The organism is Legionella micdadei, assembly GCF_000953635.1.
Classification (GTDB): Bacteria; Pseudomonadota; Gammaproteobacteria; order Legionellales; family Legionellaceae; genus Tatlockia; species Tatlockia micdadei.
The window spans coordinates 294,058-311,564 of the sequence record NZ_LN614830.1 but is presented as its reverse complement, the minus strand read 5'-3'; the positions used below and the strand labels follow the sequence as shown (position 1 = coordinate 311,564).

The window sequence follows — 17,507 nt, the reverse complement described above, 5'->3', positions numbered from 1 at the left end:
TTGTCACTTAGAAGGGACTACTTGAGCAGGTTGGTCTTATTTACCCAAGGTCGATCTCCGACTCATTTTAATATTTAAAACCATAACCCGCTTGCTGCTTTTGAGTCATAACTACAGCTAAACCCATATCTCTTGGATCAGAGGCAGCAGTAACCACGTTATTTGCTTTATCCCAAGTAATTGCTTGCATGTCGCCATAGTACTGTTTTAGTAACATCAAGTTATAGCCCATTGCCTTTAAGTCTGCCTGGAGTGCAGGAGAAAAAGTTTCTGGTTCAACTTGTATCCAATCAGGCAAATATTGATGGTGAAAGCGCATAGCAGCAACCATAGTAATTGCCCCCTGAAAATCATTAAATGCTAAGGAAGCCAACAACACCATCGTGGGGATACGACTGCCGCCAGGTGTGCCAAAGATAGCTAAGCGACCTGGCATTTCAAGAAAAGTCGGAGCCATACTTGATAATGGCCTTTTACCAGGCTGGATAGCGTTGACATCGCTTCCCACTATACCATATACATTTCTTGTGCCTGGCTTAATGGAAAAATCATCCATCTCGTCATTAAGCAATACTCCAGTCCCGGCAGGTACAACACTCGAACCGAAGATGTAATTAACGGTCATGGTTGCAGATACACGGTTACCTTCTTTGTCTAAAACAACCATTTGAGTGGTGCTTTGACTTTCTACATTCGATTTTTCTCCTTGTAACGCTTCGCTAGGTAACGCTTTATCGGCAGGAATCAGTTGACGCAACTGCTTTGCATTCTCAGCAGACAAAAGCATATCCAACGGGATTCGAACAAAATCAGGGTCGGCCAAAAATCTTGCACGTTGCCAATAAGCAAGTCGCATGGCTTCGACAAGATAATGAACCCATTGGACTTTAGTTAGAGACTGTAACGGGTAATCGGCCAGAATGTTTAGCATGGTTAATAAAGCCACCCCTCCAGCCGAAGGTGGAGGGGCTGTAATAATTAACATGTTATGAAAGGCCCCCTGCAAAGGTTCACGGACTTTAATCTGGTAGCGAGCTAAATCTTCTAAAGACCAGATTCCTCCTGCCGCCCTCACCCCTTTCACTAACCGGTTAGCAATTTCTCCGCGGTAAAAACCATCATGACCTTTCTCTGCTAATGTTTTTAGCGTGTTAGCTAAATCCGGTTGCTTAAGTCGTTCACCAATTCGATAAGGATTTCCATGATTCAAAAAAACGGCAGCACTATCGGGGTAACGCTGTAACATTTGCAAGCGATCTTGTAGTGTAAGGAAATAATTGAATTGATGATCAACCGGAAAACCCAGCTCAGCAAGACGAATGGCAGGTGCCAATGATTTTGCTAAAGGAAGGCGTCCATAATGTTGGGCAACATAAACAAGGGTAGCTGGCTCACCAGGAATCGCTGCAGCTAATCCGCCATTAAGTGACAATCCCGGGACCGGATTACCGTCTTTTCCCAAGAACATGTCTTTGTGGGCGGCAAGCGGCGCGGTTTCCCGCCCATCGATAAAAACATTTTTTTTATCCTTTTCGATATGCAATAACCAAAAACCGCCCCCCCCTAAACCAGAATGATAAGGTGCTACTACCGAGAGCGTTGCGGCAACAGCCACCGCCGCATCAAACGCATTTCCACCTGCAGCTAATACTTCCAATCCAGCATTGGTTGCCAGGGGGTGGGCTGAAGCCACAGCATAAGCTGGAGGGGTAGAAGGAAAATCTGCCCTACAAATTCCATTTATCCCTATGAGCATGACGAGTAGCAATGTTGCTTGAAATTGCTTCATGGATTTTGATTTCTCCTTTGCTCAAGAGCTCTAACCACTGAAGTTGGTACGAATTGAGAAACATCGCCGCCTAACGACGAAATTTCTCGAACTAAGGTTGATGAGATAAACATCAAGTGTTCAGACGGGGTTAAGAATAAAGTCTCAATTTCCTTAGATAACTTTCGATTCATACCCGCTAGCTGAAATTCATATTCAAAATCATTGACGGCGCGTAAGCCACGCAAAATAATCCCTGCTTTTTGCTCATGGACAAAATCAATCAACAAGGTATCAAACCCAATAACCGAGACCCCTGGTAAATCTCTCACTGCTTCTTGAATTAGCTCGATTCGCGTTGATAAGGAAAGATAAGGCCGCTTGGCACTATTACTTGCGACTCCAACGATAAGCTCGGGAAATAGTTTGGACGCGCGAGTAATAATATCCACATGACCATTAGTCACTGGATCGAAAGTTCCTGGATAAATTGCTTTGTGTTTCATGATAACAAGCTTTAATTGCAAGTTTTGGCAGTCTAGCGTATTGTGATAAGAAAAACTATTGCCTTAACAAGGATGGAACGGAGGATTGCAAATGATTGCCATTCGCAGTATTTGTATTATTTCTTTCTTGCTACTTTCGGCCTGCGCACACCGCTCACCTATTGAAACTCATCTTAGCCCTGAACCCTCCCAGGTTCCACAAGTTTCTGTTGAAACAGAAACGCCAAGCAACAATAAGGAGTCTGTCTCCAAGACAACCGATCAACCTGAATCCACTGCAAATGAACCAGAAGCATTATCGGTTCATAGCAAAACACTCGCCGAAAATAAAAAAGGATCAAAAGACATAGCGGCTAAATCTGCTGAAAAAGAGAAAAAAGTCGCCAAATCGTCAACCTCAGCAGCCTCCAGAGTATCATCCTGGGATATTTCAGGAGCACTGGCCGCGCGAAGTAAAAATAAGGGATGGAGTGCTTCTGTGAATTGGATGCAACGAGGAGCCAGTCAATATCAAATTCGCTTATCAGGCCCTTTAGGAAGTGGGGCAGTGATGATTAGCAGAAGCGGAGGGGCAGTAACCCTGCGTGATGGCCCTAAAACGGTGACGTCTTCAAGTGCGGAATCTCTGTTAAAAAAACAAACGGGGGTTAGCCTTCCTGTTACTAATCTGTATTATTGGATTAGAGGGGTTCCGGCTCCTGCTGCCATTCAAGGGGAGAAACGTGATCCTGCAGGCCACTTAACGCAATTAAAGCAAGCAGGCTATACCATTCAATACCTGCAGTATACCTCTGCTGGAGGCACCCTCCTTCCTACTCATGTAAGGCTCCAGGGTAATGGCATTTTCATCAAGTTCATTATCAGAAACTGGAGGCTTTAAAGTTGGGGAGCACTCGATAGCCATCAATTACGGGGTGTATGAATATAATTGTTGGCTATTGCTTAAATGTGCTTCCCGAACTTAAGAAATGTAAAAATAAACTGACATCCCGTTGACAAGACCTTAAATACTTTGCAAAATACGCAGCACGTTGCAGTAGTGCACAACATTCATGGAAGAATAGATAAGAATCTACAAAACATATTGGGGTGTCGCCAAGTGGTAAGGCACAGGGTTTTGATCCCTGCATTCCTAGGTTCGAATCCTAGCACCCCAGCCACAATCTTGTTGATTCAAGTAAACAGACGGCAGAAGATACCCGGGAAGGATGCGTTCACCGGATCGCTCAAATAATAACTATATCTTTCTGGCTGTCTTCTGCTATGTGTTTAAGATACCTGGCTAAACTCACGAAGGCTTTTTACACATGTCGACAATGATGATCTTCACCGGCAATGCTAACCCAGAGCTGGCTCTTAAAATAGCTTCCCATCTGCAGATTCCAATCGGTCAAGCGACAGTAGGGACATTCAGCGACGGCGAAACCATGGTTGAAATACTTGAGAACGTCCGTGGCCGTGATGTATTTGTTGTACAGTCGACTTGTGCCCCCGCAAATGATAATTTAATGGAATTGCTCATTATGGCGGATGCTTTGCGTCGCTCTTCTGCAGGACGAATTACCGCCGTTGTTCCTTATTTTGGCTACGCCCGCCAGGACCGACGAGTCCGTTCAGCGCGAGTCCCTATTACCGCGAAAGTTGTCGCGGATATGATGGCATCAGTTGGAATATGCCGAGTGCTTACAGTGGATTTACATGCCGACCAGATCCAGGGCTTTTTCTACATGCCTGTTGATAACGTTTACTCCACACCTGTCTTGCTTGAGGACATCAAACATCAGAATCTTCCTAATCTTATGGTGGTTTCTCCTGATGTAGGGGGCGTGGTTCGGGCACGAGCCATGGCAAAATTATTAAATGATGCCGAATTATCAATCATTGATAAACGACGTAGTGGACCGAACAAATCAGAGGTTATGCACATTATTGGTGAGCCGGCTGGAAGGCATTGCCTTATTATTGACGATATCGTTGATACAGCAGGAACTTTGTGCTCAGCCGCTTACCAATTGAAACGTAATGGCGCTACCAGTGTTAGGGCATACATTACTCATCCTGTTTTATCAGGACCAGCCGTAGAAAATATCAAACATTCTTCTTTGGACGAAGTCGTTGTTACTGATACCATCCCCCTTAGCGAATCTGCCAAACGTTGCGAAAAAATCAGGGTAGTCAGCCTAGCTGATATGCTTGCGCAGGCAATAAAGCGGGTGAACGTCGAGGAATCGGTAAGCTCTATGTTTACAGAATAAACTAGCCCAAAAAAGTTTGCTAATTCCTACTCAACACGTTTTTAATATTATAGATCGCCATCAATTAGATTAGTTGAAGATAAAAAGGCAAAGGAAGCATAATGCTTCCTTTTTACCACTGCTGGCGGTAACAAAATTTAATCTCTCGTACCAACGTATTTGTCATCAAAATACTTGCGCAGTTTAGTTCTTAAAGTACCTCTGCTTATGCCTAGCATAATCGCTGCGCGCGATTGGTTATATTTGCAATGTTCCATGACAGCGCGGAATAGCGGTGTCTCAATTTCCTCAAGAACAAACTGGTACAGATCAACAGGATCAGTTCCCTTCAGCTCAGCGAAATATTTTTGTACTGATTGAGTGACACTCGCGGCCAGTGATGCAGTTGAATCCCCGGCTTCACTACTGATTGTTGTCATTATTATTCACTCCTCCTTTAAAAATCAGCATCTTACCTAATAGAATAATTCCTGACAAGCCTACATTCAGAAAATTGGCTTAAAAACCAGGAAATATCGAGTGAATCAAGCAATTTTAACTCACTCTCTTAACCTCCGTTATTGGGGCTCATTTCCTACCAAACGGGGAATTGTATTGGGTGCTCTTGCGGTAAACCTTGGCACCCAAATCCGGACGGCTACTAAATAAACATTACACAGCCTGAGCCCTACCATCTATTTTCATTGTAATTTCAACATCGCAGGATTAAAGGGTTTCCCGTTCACTGTTAATTGGCCTTGGTTAAGGGTCATTTCGATAATATAGTCATTCCCTTGCGATACTAGAATTCCAGACTGTACCATTGATGCCAATTGGTTATCTGCAGCAGCTGCAGCCTGCTGGGCAATAACAGCTGGATTTGTAGGCGCAGTAGCGGCGGGCGTCTCGGGAGTCGCTGGTGCTGTACCACTGGTATTTCCAGTATTGGCTGGTTGGCCTGCTTGCTGTTGCATTTGCTGTGCAATGCCTTGCTGAACAGTCTGGGGTTGTGGCGGAGACATCATCCTCTGTCTGATCGACTCGGTGAGAAGGTCTTTAACCACTACAGCCGGAACTTTTATTTTCCCATTGCCTTGGATCTTTTGTATTAATTCAAAAGGATTGGCCGTTTCAGACTTGGGTAGAGAAACAAGCAAATTACCTTCAACCGTTCCTTGCGGCATCACAAAGGTCATTTCTGTTACTTCAAACTCAGCACCCTTACTCAGTAATTGTGGCAATTCAGGTAAAATAGCTAGCAATGCTTGTTGGCGCTGCGCATCGGATCCCTGTTGAATTTGGTTTGCTTGTTGATTGATTTTAGCTAGTGCATCAGCATCAAGATTTCTAATTGCTATTTCTAGATGACCAGGGCCATAAGTTTTATCATTGGCCATTATTTTGTCTACAGATGACTTAAAATGAGAGTTAAATAGGCCATCTTCAATGTTTGTATCCGAATGGACATCGAATTGGGAAAGTTCAAAAATCTTCTTATCATTGTTTGTAACAACGAGAGAAGGGAAGGATAAACTTGCATCACCGGTATACAATCCTATTTTTGTCCGATGCAAATTATATTCACTTGTCACGGATGACATGATGGTTTTTACCTGATCTTTAATAATACGCAAACCATCAACAGTAAGATTACCATCGATATTATCCATATCGGAGGAAAGGCTTGTAGAAGAAGTCATCCCTAGCCAATCCAGTTGCCCATTACCTTCTTTCGCAATTAGCTTAAAAGCAGGAACAGAAACATCAATGCCTGTATTGTTCAAGTAACTGACAAACAAACTTAAATCTAATTTAGGCTGAGTGGATTCAGCAGAGAATGTATTACTCAATTGCTCAGCGAATTTTTGGGGTAGTGATAACTCCGTATGGGCATAACCTAAACCAAATTTAACCGTTTTATTCGCAAATATAATTGGCCCATGATGGATAGTGAGGGGCATCTTCATACTATAATCTTGCGCAGGCACGGTTTCTGATTGGCCACTGGCTGTAGTCACTACATGTTCGGGTACATGCAAGCCCCAGTTGAGCATTGCTTTGGAGGTAAACCAGCCTCGCTTGTAGGATTCGATGTGTGCAGTAAGGCCATTGGATTGGTTCACTATGTTGAGGTCCTTTCTCACCGTCTTTTCAGTGAGATACCCCATACCGTAATATGAGAAGAGGACTAGGGCAGCTAGAATAATCACTAATCCTGTGAATTTTTTCATTATTATCTCCGAGTTAGTGTCTGACCTCTGCATGCAATTTTTTCTGCAGAGGCACAGCAGTAATTAAAGCACGAGTTCCATTAACTAGCAAAGAGATACATGAAAAAAATGATAACTGACAGCCACTTACTATGTCTTTCGGATAGGCTTACAGTATGTTTCTTTTACAGTAAATGCTAAGATCAAGGCAACTAACGAGCAAAGCGGTAATATTTGCAGTCCAGCCTGGAAATCAGAAAGTGATAACGTTTCTACATTGTAAGCACGCGCGCCGGATACAGAATCCACCAAGAAGCCAACAAGCGGTTGCATTAAGGCGCCAACAAAAATAGAAATCATGTTTGTGAACGCTATCGAAGTACCAATGACATTACTTTCATGTATCTCGGTAGAAACTGCGTAGGCGATTGCTACACCTGTATTAGTCAAACCAAATACAAAAAATAGGATGTACGCACTGGTTTTATCAAGACCCGGATAGAAAACATAAATCGAGGTCAAAATCACTCCGCATAAAGCTGAAAATATCATTAAAGGTTTACGACGCCCCATTTTATCAGATATCCAACCTGATAAAGGACCACTAATTCCCCATCCAATGAAAATTAAACCGGTTGCAAAAGCAGCTGCGTGAGCAGTTAAACCTCGGCCATACTGTAGATAAGCAGGGCCAATAGCTTCACCAATTACAGCCGTTGGGCCAAAGAGAAATCCTGCATAAAGGGCATTAAGCCAAGTTTGACGGTGAGACAAAATAATACGCAAGCTTGTAAGAATACTTAGGGTTTTCTCATATTTAATTTCACGCCGCTTGATTCCTGGGGCATCCTGTACAAATTGATATAAAAGACCCGCGAGGGCTATGAATAAAAACGCAATGATGAGCATGCTATGCCGCCAGCCGACATTTGCGACTAAAAAAGAGACAGGCGCTTCACCCGCAGCTGCCCCTAACATTCCTAAGGCTTGTGTTAAACCAGACAATAGGCCTAGCATAGCAGGGGGGAACCAGGAAGTGGCTAATCGTAATGAACTCACAAAAGCAAAGGCTGCACTAAAACCAATCAGCATTCGTCCTACAGATGCCATCATCAACCCATCTGCTAAACCAAAAACCCCGCATCCTAACGCCGTGATTAAAGACATAACCGTTAAGATAGCTCTAATACTCATACGATCGACAGTAAGCCCTACCGGAACTTGCATCAAAATATAGGGGAAGTAGAAAGAAGCTGTAAGAATACCAAACTGTGCTTCATTGATCCCGAAATCAATTTGTAAACTTCGATGCATGACCCCGGGAGCCACCCGAGCGAGGTAATCGGAAAAATAAAATGCCGCTGCCAATCCCCAAACAATCCACGCAAAGCCTATTCGACTCATACGACCTGACTTTTCACTCTGAGACATTGCTATCATATTCATAAATTCACTACTCAGTTACTATATTTCATCCTAATTGAAGCTGAAACTCACTTTCAGCATTTAATCCAAACGACTATTTGGTCAATAAATCAACAAAAGCTACTACATTATACTGCCAGCGATGATTATTTCAACACATTGAACGATCTGGAACTTACCATTTTTATCAATCCATGTATACTTTTTCAGCCATAATCCTTAATTTTTATAGGTAACGTCTTAATGAATAGTCTCGAATTAGCAATAAAAAATGCCTTTGAAGCAGCAGGAAACAATAAGGAAGCGAATAAAGCTTATCTCGAATTTATTAAAGCGAACTTTATTATCCCGATTGATAAAAACTCATCCCCAGAAATGCCTGAGGTACTCTATTTAGAGGAAGGAGGCGAATACTATCTCCCTGTGTTTTCTAGTATGCAATATTTTGATAATTGGGCTAAGGAAATTGCAGATGAAATCTTACTCCTCAAACTATCAGGTGTTGATTTGCTAAAAGGAATAGGTGAAAAAGTCAAAGTTTGTCTTAATATTGGGTCGGAAATTTATAAGGAATTTAACCCTAGTGAACTAGCACGAATGAAATCTATGGTAATGAAATTGTTTAAATAAAATCCATTTAAAAGGACGAGTTGGCTGATTCATCTATTCAGAACAATCAACCAACCTTCGTTCAAGTGAGTAAAACAATATACACCCCGTGTGTTTAAGTTTAAGCAACAAGTTCGATGACCTGATAACCCACTACAGCAGTTGCTGCAATTGCCCCTGTTATTTTGAGCACGTTAGCCAATATATGACTATTCACTAAGCTGGTGATAAAGGGATAATGGTTCTCATTAGCAGCTTCATATTCATTTACTGAGAGTAGCTCCTCAGCTTTTTCAGTGGGTTCGAACAACGGTTTCTCACCGTAAAACCCTGCCCACCATCCTTCTTGCCATTGCTCATATTCTTTGCTGCCTTCACGAAAAGGATTTTCTCCCTCTTCCACCTCGGCTTGAGCGCACTCATAACCAAACGAATAGCAATCTTCTAAACTCGGATGTTCTATATTAAAACGCAACCTAATGTGTGGTAACAATGTAGTCGTGTCAATCATTTCAATGCCCTCTTGTTAGCGTCCTAAAATGTCAGATACTTCTAACGAAGCATTTATCCTGCCAACAAATAAACGATTTAATTTTGCCTTATAAATACTTCATTTCTTCCCATTCTACGACCATATGACCTACTATGCCTCACACAGTTTTTTTTTTACTCTTTCTTGACAAAAGAAGTTCTGTTGGTTCCCTTTTTGCAACTCCATTTTGATGCTAATAAGCTGATTTTAAATAATATATTGACTTTAGCCCGTTTTAAATTATAGCCCCTTAAAGAAGGGCAAAAGGGAAGGCAAAATTTTGCTTCCGGCATTCAATAAAAGTACTTAAGGTGCTAAACGGCAAATACTCCATTTCCCTCTTTTTTTGTAGAAAAGGATTCGATCGTGCAAGCGGTTATCACGGCCTTGCCAAAATTCGATCTCATCCGGAATAACCATATATCCTCCCCAATGCTTTGGCCGCACAACAGCTTCTTGTCCATGCTTAGCAATTAATTCATTCAAGGCTTGCTCCAATACATTTCGATCAGCGATCTTTTGGCTCTGGGGGGAAGCGATCGCAGACAACTGACTTGAAATTGGCCTTGAGGCAAAGTAAGCGTCCGATTGTTTTCTCGATACTCGCTTAACCCGGCCGCGTATTCGCACCTGGCGCACCAATTGTGGCCAATAAAAATTTAATGCGGCATAAGGCATATGCTGAATTTGTAAAGATTTTGTACTATTGTAGTTAGTGTAGAAAACAAAAGCGCCCTCCTCCAATCCCTTGAGTAAAACTACACGAGAATCAGGTCGTCCTTTTTCATCAACTGTTGATAGCACCATCGCGGTAGGATCACTTTTTTCTGTAGCTAATCCTTCCTCAAACCAAAGCTTAAATTGAGCTATCGGATTTTCTTGTATTGACTCTTCATTCAAATTCAAATCGCCGTATTCGCGACGAATATCCGCTATCGTTTTCCAATTGCCCATAATTTTTATTTTAGAGAATGATCAGTGGATTGATTATAAAACCAATCGAGTATCATCCCCTAGCATTGATCGGAAAAATAATGTTGCACAGGAAAAAATAAAAAGGATAAACGATTCTTACCCGTTCTATCTCCTGTTACCTATTCGACGGCGAGCCAACTGTGGTGGGGGATTCCTGAATTCTGCAAAAAAACGTAGAATTGACTTTTTAGAGGCATATGCATTTTGTTTTTTGTCATGTCCACATGAAAAATTTGAAAAATATATTATGTTCCTTAAGGTTGTCTTAATAATAATCATATAGTATATCGCCATCTCTATGGCTAATTAAAAGTCCTTATGCTGGAATACTATTTAAAGCTGTTAGATTCTTTTAAAGAGCGGCAAACTTCTAAGCTACTGCGTAGTATTCGGCAACAAATTCTTGCCAAGATTCGAAGTCCCTATTTTAGCCCTGAAATCCAACCTTACTTCAAAAACATCAATAAATTCGGCGAGCCCTTCACCCAGTTTGAAACCGAGCCAAAGCAAGTCACTCAAATTAAAGAAGCTATCAATGGCATTTATCATGCCGAACTCGCATTTCGCGACCTAGAGACAGTCAATTTAAGAAATAAAAGCAACTGGCTAGCCGATTTTCATAAACTTTGGTTTCATACAGTTAAACATGGATATCATGCCAGCTATGTTCTAACCCACTTGGGTATTGATTTGACAAATATTTTTTCAGACGAAATAAAGCAAGCTATCAGCCTACTCCGTCGTTTTACCGATTTTTCAAACCAACATGCGGACGATGCTGCAGCATTTGCAGCGAAACTCAAAGAGTACCCAATCAGTTATAATGCAGGGCTATTAGCTGGGATTGCTGTCGATCAAATGAGCGCTGGAAGTGGGAAAGTCGATTATCATTTTCTAACTCAATTCAGTGCTGTTTTACCTGGATATATTCAACAAATGGCGAATTATATTCAGCAATATTCGCCCGAACTAACTTCGGTAAAGCCAACCTTAGATCAAAAAAAATTAGACAAACTACGGAATGAAAGTTACAAGTTACTATTCTCTTTGGAGAGCTTACAAAAGGATAATGACTTTTTCTTACCCGCCAAAGTTGTCTATTACGTCGACATCCTCCGGCATGTGATTTACCTTTCGCAAAGCACATTAGAACAAATGAAGAATTTAGATGAATCTTCGCAAGAGGTAATTCGCAATAATTTAGCTGAATTAAAATACAAATGGCTAGTCCCTTTATTTGGTCTCGTTGATCGTATTGAAGATGAGGCTTTGCTTGCTCCAGGAACTCTCTCTCAACCTCTCATGGTTCAATTAAAGCCATTCTACCAATTATTAATTCATTACACTTCAAATGTAGTGAAATTTTCCCAGAAGGGAAGAGAGCTGGTGACAATCGAAGATGACAAATTTATCGATTTGCGCCTCGAAGCAACTAGACAACGTGTGAATAAAGCAAAACGCCGTTTAGTTGAGCTGGAAGAAGCACAAAAAGCATTTAAAATTTTTTTTACAATACTAGAAAAACCCAAGTACAAAAATCATGCTTTAATCGGCTTACCCAAACCCACCAAAACTGCCTTAGCAAAATACTATAAGTACTTACAACCCTATGTTAAACAGCTCGACAGAGATTTAAATAACGACATTATCCGTGCGCTTACCGAAGAAAGTAAATGGCTAGGTTCAATTCATCCACGGCATTGGTTGCCACATTCATACGAAAAAATAAAAATTGCGAAGCTACTCGAACTAAAAGAAAAAATAAAAACCAACTTGACAGGCGATCAAGCAACACAGAGCTTTCATGTCAAACTTAACGAAGATATTATCAAATCTATCCAGGATCGTTCTGAGCTGCATCTAATCCCTTACGAAAGTGAAGGAAACCAATTTTCTGCCAGTGAGTACGAAGCCCTAAGTGCTAAGGTAGATTTACAAGATGCGCTTCAGTTCGCTGTAGACCCCATGGGAAATTCCCAGTTAGTTAACCTCGAAGATTTAGATTCCAACCAAGCTTTTATTTTACATGAATATTATGCGGAAAAAATTGATAAGCTAGAAAAAGCGCAAAAGGCGTATGAAGACTTCTTTGAAGAGATTCGATTACACCATCCCAACCTGCTCGTTGAAATTGATGATGAAATTAAAATGAAACTCTATCGCTTATATAGAGTCTTTCATTCGTATTCAGTTGACTCTCTTACTCATAACCTTGGGCTACCGAATCGGGATGCGGAAATTATAGAAGTTTTGGCCAATGGGGCTGAAATTTCCGAGAAAGCCGCAAGCCTCTCAACCCATCACTTTATGAGGCGAAATCGTTATCTGCAAGCTTATTTTACAGATACCCTTGTTTCTTGGCGTAACCGAGCTGAGTTGCTGCAAACACTAGCCCACACAAAACTTAAACAAGCAATAGAATCATCTTGTCTAGTACCCGACACCACTCCAGTAGAAAGACCAGATCATGTCATTAAACATAGGGAATTTTCAACGGCAATTGGTGAATTCAAAAACACGTTATTTAAGCTCACGGGCTTGTTTAATAACGCGGTCAGGAAAGAACTTGAAACAACACATAGCCCAACGATTTTTTCAGAATCAATATCGCCATTCCCTGAATTAAAAGATCGAAATCAAGCACTTGCACAGGCCAAGCAGGTAGCAGGAATCAAGCGCTTGTTGAATTGTGTATATCATCTAGAAAAAACGTGTGAAGAGTTAGAAAATTTAAATGAGAAAAGTTTTCAAAGTTTCTATGTTTATCATTTGGTTAAAGCGTATAACCATGTCAGTGATATTATCGAACTAGCAACAGATTTACATCAAGATCCTCATTTTAAATTATTGGCTGATGATTTAGTGAGTCAAGCGAAAAGAATTTCTCACGCACTTGTAAGCGGCAGTGAACCCTATAGAAAAGATCCTACTTCTGTAACAATTCCCGGGAACGATAAAAAAGTTCAATACGGCTCTATCTGGTATAGTCTCAATGCTTTCATGCTTGTTCCGGCACACATTGCAACTTTATTAAAACAAACTGACTTAACACAAAATGAATTAAGCAACATCACCTCACATACTAAGGAAATTGTCCTTAACATTGAATCTGTCATTGAAAGCTCAGACTCCTATTTCAAGTTATTTCTTAAAACGCCGCTTATGTATCGCCTGTTTAAGGAACTAAAATACAAGCTTAAGCAATTTAGCATGCTGACTCATGACTCCGTCATGAATCACCTAGAAGAAATTAATACCAATGTGTTTGCCCAAATTTTACTTGAAACCGATCAGTGGGAAGACAAAGTCGGGCTAAAACCTGGTCAACTATCAGGACCAATGAAAACCTTGCTTGATGAGCTTTATAGAGGCCTACTTGAACCGTTAGGCTGTATTTCCCAAAAACACATTGCGTTACTCACTAACGATAAACCCCTCATTGAACGTATTAATGAGACTAGAAAAAGACGGCTCGAAGCTAAGGCTGAGCAAGAATCTTATCGGCCTAACTATCTTCTAATGAAGCAGCTCGTCGAATGTATCGATTCTTATGAAAACTTTACTACCCCTGGCTTTGGACCTCCACAATCCGCCGATCTCATCGCACTTGCAAAACGAGATTTACTGGATGCATTTGAAAAAGCATTACCAGTTCTTCAAAAAGAGAGTGCTCTTATTGCTTCCCTTTCAGGAGAAATTAGACCAAGCCCAGGAATTGATGCGTTATTAGGACCAGAAATTCCTGTCGACCCATCGCCACTACAAGGCAAACAGCCTAGCATCAAAGAAATTGAAACCAGGCAAACAAACCAAGAGCACTATGCTAAATTGAAAACCCTCATGAAGCGGATTGAGAATTATAACCGCCTTAATAACCCTGGCTTTGGTCCTCTTCCGTCCCCCTTTATTCTTGAAATATCAAAACAAAGCATAATCAGCGCCTTTGAAGAAGTTATTCCTATTTTTAGCCAACATAAAGCGCTTATTGATTCGCTTTCCGGTGAAGTTGAACCCAGCCCTTATATTGATAAGGTATTGGCTCCTTGCATCATGAAAGCATCATCACAAGAAGGAGGAAGTGATCAGCGCCTGGTGCAAATTATGGAACCAACCCATATACTTGCTCAATGTCAGCTGGTTTATGATTATTACCATGATTTGGTCAAATCCCCGTCTAATGAGAAATCAGCTGAAAGGAAGAGAAGCAATGTCGCTGCTCAATGCCGACTGGTTTTCGGCTACTATAAAGGTCTAATTAAGACTTGCAAGTTAAAAGAAAAAACCGCCGAAGAGAAAGAGAGCTATCTAATCACCCTTAAGAATCAACAGGCTATCATGAAAGAAAAAATTACTGTTGACTATATTAACAAGACTTTCAAGAAGCAGGTTGACTCCGCGCTTATCAGAAAAATCAATTTGCATCATATGCAGGAAGAATATAATAAAAATCTTAAAAATTACCTGGCAAGCTGGAAACCAACAATCTTACGAATTGCTAAAGATTCCCCTGATATTGAAAAGTTTGTCAGGGAAACTGTTGAGGGGAGAGTTAGGGCATTTGATAAAGAACATTATCGGAGATACACCCATCTTGAAGAGATTATGATTGGCGTTAAGCAGTTCGAATTGTATTTTGATGAAGCTGATTCGAGCCTTAAAAATCACAATTCGTCTTTTGAAACTTCAGCGACTCTACAACGAAAACGGCAAATCATGACCCGTTTAAAAAATGTCGCTGCAAATCCTTACTTGTCCACTGAGGCCCGAATAGAGGAAATGAGAACCCTCATAACGAGCCGCTTTCAGGTTAACCGAAAGCTCTATACTTTTGAAGAAGTAATGCTCGATCACGTAAGACCCCATCCGTTTACCTATGCCTGGCTTGCTCAACTGGTCAACTCTTTCTTACAATTTTTTGGTTTATCTGCAAAACCTGCATGCCATAGCCTTTATGAGCAATTAAACGACAGGATTATTAACCCCCCTGACCAACATCGTTTAAATCGCTATAGGATTTTTAATATTGTTTCCCCAAATCGCCGCTATGAACTACCACAGCCAGCAATCACTGGTAATGATCCTTTACCCGCGGAAGAAACCCCCGTTGCTATTCCTGGTTAATGGGCACCAACGAGAGTACAATTGCACTGACATCGGTTGCATAATCTTGCTATTTTCATGAAACTCTTTTCCTTACTACTCCTAGGACTTATGATGACGGCACAACAAACCCATGCCTTAAAAATTGTCACAACCGATGATTCGGATAAAGCTCAAATATTGCGCAAACCAGCGCACAAAATCCATTTCCCGCTAAGCAAGGAAGACGTTGAGCTTATCGCAGCTATGAAGCAAAAACTTTACGATTTAAAAGGGGTTGGCTTAGCAGCTCCACAAATCAATTATTCCAAACAAATTATAGCGATTTATATTCCTGAGGAATCAGCTATACTTCGCAACAATGCTAAACCTTACCCTATGCATATCCTTATAAATCCCTCGTACGATGGGGTAGAAGCCGCTGGCATAAATCCCGACTTCGAAGCGTGCTATTCTGTCTCAAATAAAGCCGGAAAGGTGCCACGTTACAATCAAATTTCACTCCATTTTTATGATGAGCATGGCAAAAAACACAATACAATTGAAAATGGATTTTATGCTCGGGTTTTACAACACGAAATTGACCATATCAATGGCATTTTAATTCTTGATAGGCTAACTCCAGATTGCATCCAAGGCAGTATAGAAGAGATGATGGCCTTGCGTCGTAAAGAATTTTCTCCTCAACAAAGAGAAATTTTTGATAACTTAATGAAAGAAAAAGAAATAAAATCAAAGCAATAAAAATATCGTATACTGGCAATTGTGTCGCTTTTCTCTTTTGCTATAATCGGCTCTCCTATTCTTAACAAAAATAACAATAATCATGAAAAAAATTGCCTTAGTTTTATTTACCAGCTTCTTTGCTTTTAATGCTCAAGCCAAAGAAACATTTTCCTGTGGTTATAAGGATTATTTTCATCTTGATGATGAAATCCATCCCGGAGTATATATTGTTAGCGCCAACTCTAATGAGGAGATGGATTTGCGGGTCATTAGCCCGAGAAGTTTTGAAATAAGGGACACTGAGCGCTGCACTACCGGTTACGGACATGTCACTGTTGCTTACGACCTATACAACTGGTGTGTCTTAGACATTAAGGATGGTCCTTATTTGATGCACCCGAGCATCAACGCTTCATGTAATGGGATGCGCTATCAAGGCATAACTTACGATGGATTTAACTCCTATTCTTACACAATTCACCTTGATTAAAGTTCACTTCTGAAATCTAACCCAGTTTAGTATACTAACTTTCTAAACTGGGTTTCTCTTCTTCGTAGGTCATCCATGCAACAAAAATCAATCTTTATTACAGGTTGTTCTACCGGCATCGGCCATGACGCAGCCCTCAGCTTATCTCGTCGTGGACATCGTGTGATTGCCTCCTGTCGTAAGCTAGAGGATGTTAAAAAACTTATCGACCTAGGACTTGAGACAGTACTGATGGACGTGAATGACGAACATTCAATTACGACTGCTTTTACCGAAGTATTATCAAAGACATCCGGCCGCCTTGATGTACTCATCAATAATGCGGGCTACGGCCAAGCAGGTGCTCTAGAAGATATATCGCGGCAAACGTTGCGTGAACAATTTGAAACGAACGTTTTTGGTTTGATGGATCTCACTCGCCTTGCCATACCCGTAATGCGCAAACAAGGGGAAGGGCGGATCATCAACATCAGCTCCGTTCTAGGCATCATTTCAATGCCTTTTCGCGGCGCTTATAATGCTTCAAAATATGCAGTCGAAGGACTAAGCGACACTTTGCGCATTGAACTTCAATCCTCAGGCATCGAAGTCATTTGTATCGAGCCTGGCCCAATTGCTAGCCGTTTTCGCGACAATGCTGTTGATAATTCTCTGAAAAAAATTGATATGGGCAACAGTTTCTTTAGGCAACAATATCAAAAAATGCTTAACGGATATCGCGAGCAGAAAGAGGAATCTATCTTTACCCGAGGTACCGATGCGGTCATAACTAAATTAATTCATGCCATTGAAGTTAGAAAACCCAAGCCCAAGTATCCCGTCACTTTTCCCACTCATTTGTTTGTTGTACTGAAACGAATTCTTAGCGTAAGAACGTTAGATCGCTTTATTGCTTATTTGTCTAGAAAAGAGTTAGGTTAAAGCTAGGATAA

The 17,507-nt window shown here is 41.1% G+C and carries 14 protein-coding genes and 1 tRNA gene; 8 read left to right on the top strand and 7 right to left on the bottom strand.

The features are described from left to right. Positions 1-67: 67 nt before the first annotated feature. Both ggt and coaD read right to left on the bottom strand, forming a co-directional pair. Positions 68-1,756, bottom strand: coding sequence for a gamma-glutamyltransferase (ggt, locus tag LMI_RS01420; RefSeq protein WP_045100495.1), 1,689 nt, complete (start codon positions 1,754-1,756; stop codon positions 68-70). A gap of 29 nt (positions 1,757-1,785) precedes the next feature. Continuing rightward, the gene (coaD, locus tag LMI_RS01415) at positions 1,786-2,274 is read right to left on the bottom strand and encodes a pantetheine-phosphate adenylyltransferase (RefSeq protein WP_274518769.1); all 489 of its coding nucleotides are present in this window, start codon (positions 2,272-2,274) and stop codon (positions 1,786-1,788) included. 91 nt (positions 2,275-2,365) lie between these two features. Here coaD and lolB point away from each other — a divergent pair, with 91 nt between their 5' ends. The 3 genes from lolB to LMI_RS01400 all read left to right on the top strand — a co-directional run bounded on the left by lolB (position 2,366) and on the right by LMI_RS01400 (position 4,529). Further along, on the top strand, positions 2,366-3,154 hold the full coding sequence (lolB, locus tag LMI_RS15020) for a lipoprotein insertase outer membrane protein LolB (RefSeq protein WP_082050681.1): 789 nt from the start codon (positions 2,366-2,368) through the stop codon (positions 3,152-3,154). Between the two features lie 205 nt (positions 3,155-3,359). Continuing rightward, positions 3,360-3,434: transfer RNA gene (locus LMI_RS01405), tRNA-Gln, on the top strand. Between the two features lie 147 nt (positions 3,435-3,581). Continuing rightward, the gene (locus tag LMI_RS01400) at positions 3,582-4,529 is read left to right on the top strand and encodes a ribose-phosphate pyrophosphokinase (protein WP_045098213.1); all 948 of its coding nucleotides are present in this window, start codon (positions 3,582-3,584) and stop codon (positions 4,527-4,529) included. A 137-nt stretch (positions 4,530-4,666) separates the two neighbouring features. On the opposite strand, the gene LMI_RS01395 is transcribed toward LMI_RS01400, so the two are convergent. The 3 genes from LMI_RS01395 to LMI_RS01385 form a co-directional block, all read right to left on the bottom strand. Then, positions 4,667-4,948, bottom strand: a complete 282-nt coding sequence (locus LMI_RS01395; RefSeq protein ID WP_045098212.1) for a helix-turn-helix domain-containing protein — start codon at positions 4,946-4,948, stop codon at positions 4,667-4,669. Between the two features lie 261 nt (positions 4,949-5,209). After that, complete coding sequence (locus LMI_RS01390) at positions 5,210-6,739, bottom strand: YdgA family protein (protein ID WP_045098211.1); 1,530 nt, start codon at positions 6,737-6,739, stop codon at positions 5,210-5,212. Between the two features lie 129 nt (positions 6,740-6,868). Beyond that, positions 6,869-8,164, bottom strand: coding sequence for an MFS transporter (locus LMI_RS01385; protein WP_045098210.1), 1,296 nt, complete (start codon positions 8,162-8,164; stop codon positions 6,869-6,871). Positions 8,165-8,386: 222 nt separating this feature from the next. On the opposite strand from LMI_RS01385, the gene LMI_RS01380 reads away from it, so the two are divergent. Next, positions 8,387-8,773, top strand: coding sequence for an SseB family protein (locus LMI_RS01380; protein ID WP_045098209.1), 387 nt, complete (start codon positions 8,387-8,389; stop codon positions 8,771-8,773). A gap of 100 nt (positions 8,774-8,873) precedes the next feature. On the opposite strand, the gene LMI_RS01375 is transcribed toward LMI_RS01380, so the two are convergent. Together LMI_RS01375 and pdxH are read right to left on the bottom strand one after the other, a co-directional pair. Continuing rightward, a complete protein-coding gene (locus LMI_RS01375) occupies positions 8,874-9,263 on the bottom strand; it encodes a hypothetical protein (RefSeq protein ID WP_045098208.1) in 390 nt (129 codons plus the stop codon). A gap of 327 nt (positions 9,264-9,590) precedes the next feature. Then, positions 9,591-10,238: a pyridoxamine 5'-phosphate oxidase gene (gene pdxH, locus LMI_RS01370; protein ID WP_045098207.1), complete on the bottom strand. Its 648-nt coding sequence runs from the start codon at positions 10,236-10,238 to the stop codon at positions 9,591-9,593. Positions 10,239-10,577: 339 nt separating this feature from the next. Here pdxH and LMI_RS01365 point away from each other — a divergent pair, with 339 nt between their 5' ends. From LMI_RS01365 to LMI_RS01350, 4 genes are all read left to right on the top strand, one after another. Continuing rightward, the gene (locus tag LMI_RS01365) at positions 10,578-15,380 is read left to right on the top strand and encodes a hypothetical protein (protein WP_052679409.1); all 4,803 of its coding nucleotides are present in this window, start codon (positions 10,578-10,580) and stop codon (positions 15,378-15,380) included. Between the two features lie 90 nt (positions 15,381-15,470). Next, positions 15,471-16,103 (top strand): peptide deformylase, encoded by a 633-nt coding sequence (locus LMI_RS01360; RefSeq protein WP_156875028.1) that lies wholly within the window; start codon positions 15,471-15,473, stop codon positions 16,101-16,103. Between the two features lie 82 nt (positions 16,104-16,185). After that, a complete protein-coding gene (locus LMI_RS01355; RefSeq protein WP_045098205.1) occupies positions 16,186-16,575 on the top strand; it encodes a hypothetical protein in 390 nt (129 codons plus the stop codon). Positions 16,576-16,650: 75 nt separating this feature from the next. Then, positions 16,651-17,496: an SDR family NAD(P)-dependent oxidoreductase gene (locus LMI_RS01350; protein WP_045098204.1), complete on the top strand. Its 846-nt coding sequence runs from the start codon at positions 16,651-16,653 to the stop codon at positions 17,494-17,496. The last annotated feature ends 11 nt before the right edge of the window (positions 17,497-17,507 follow it).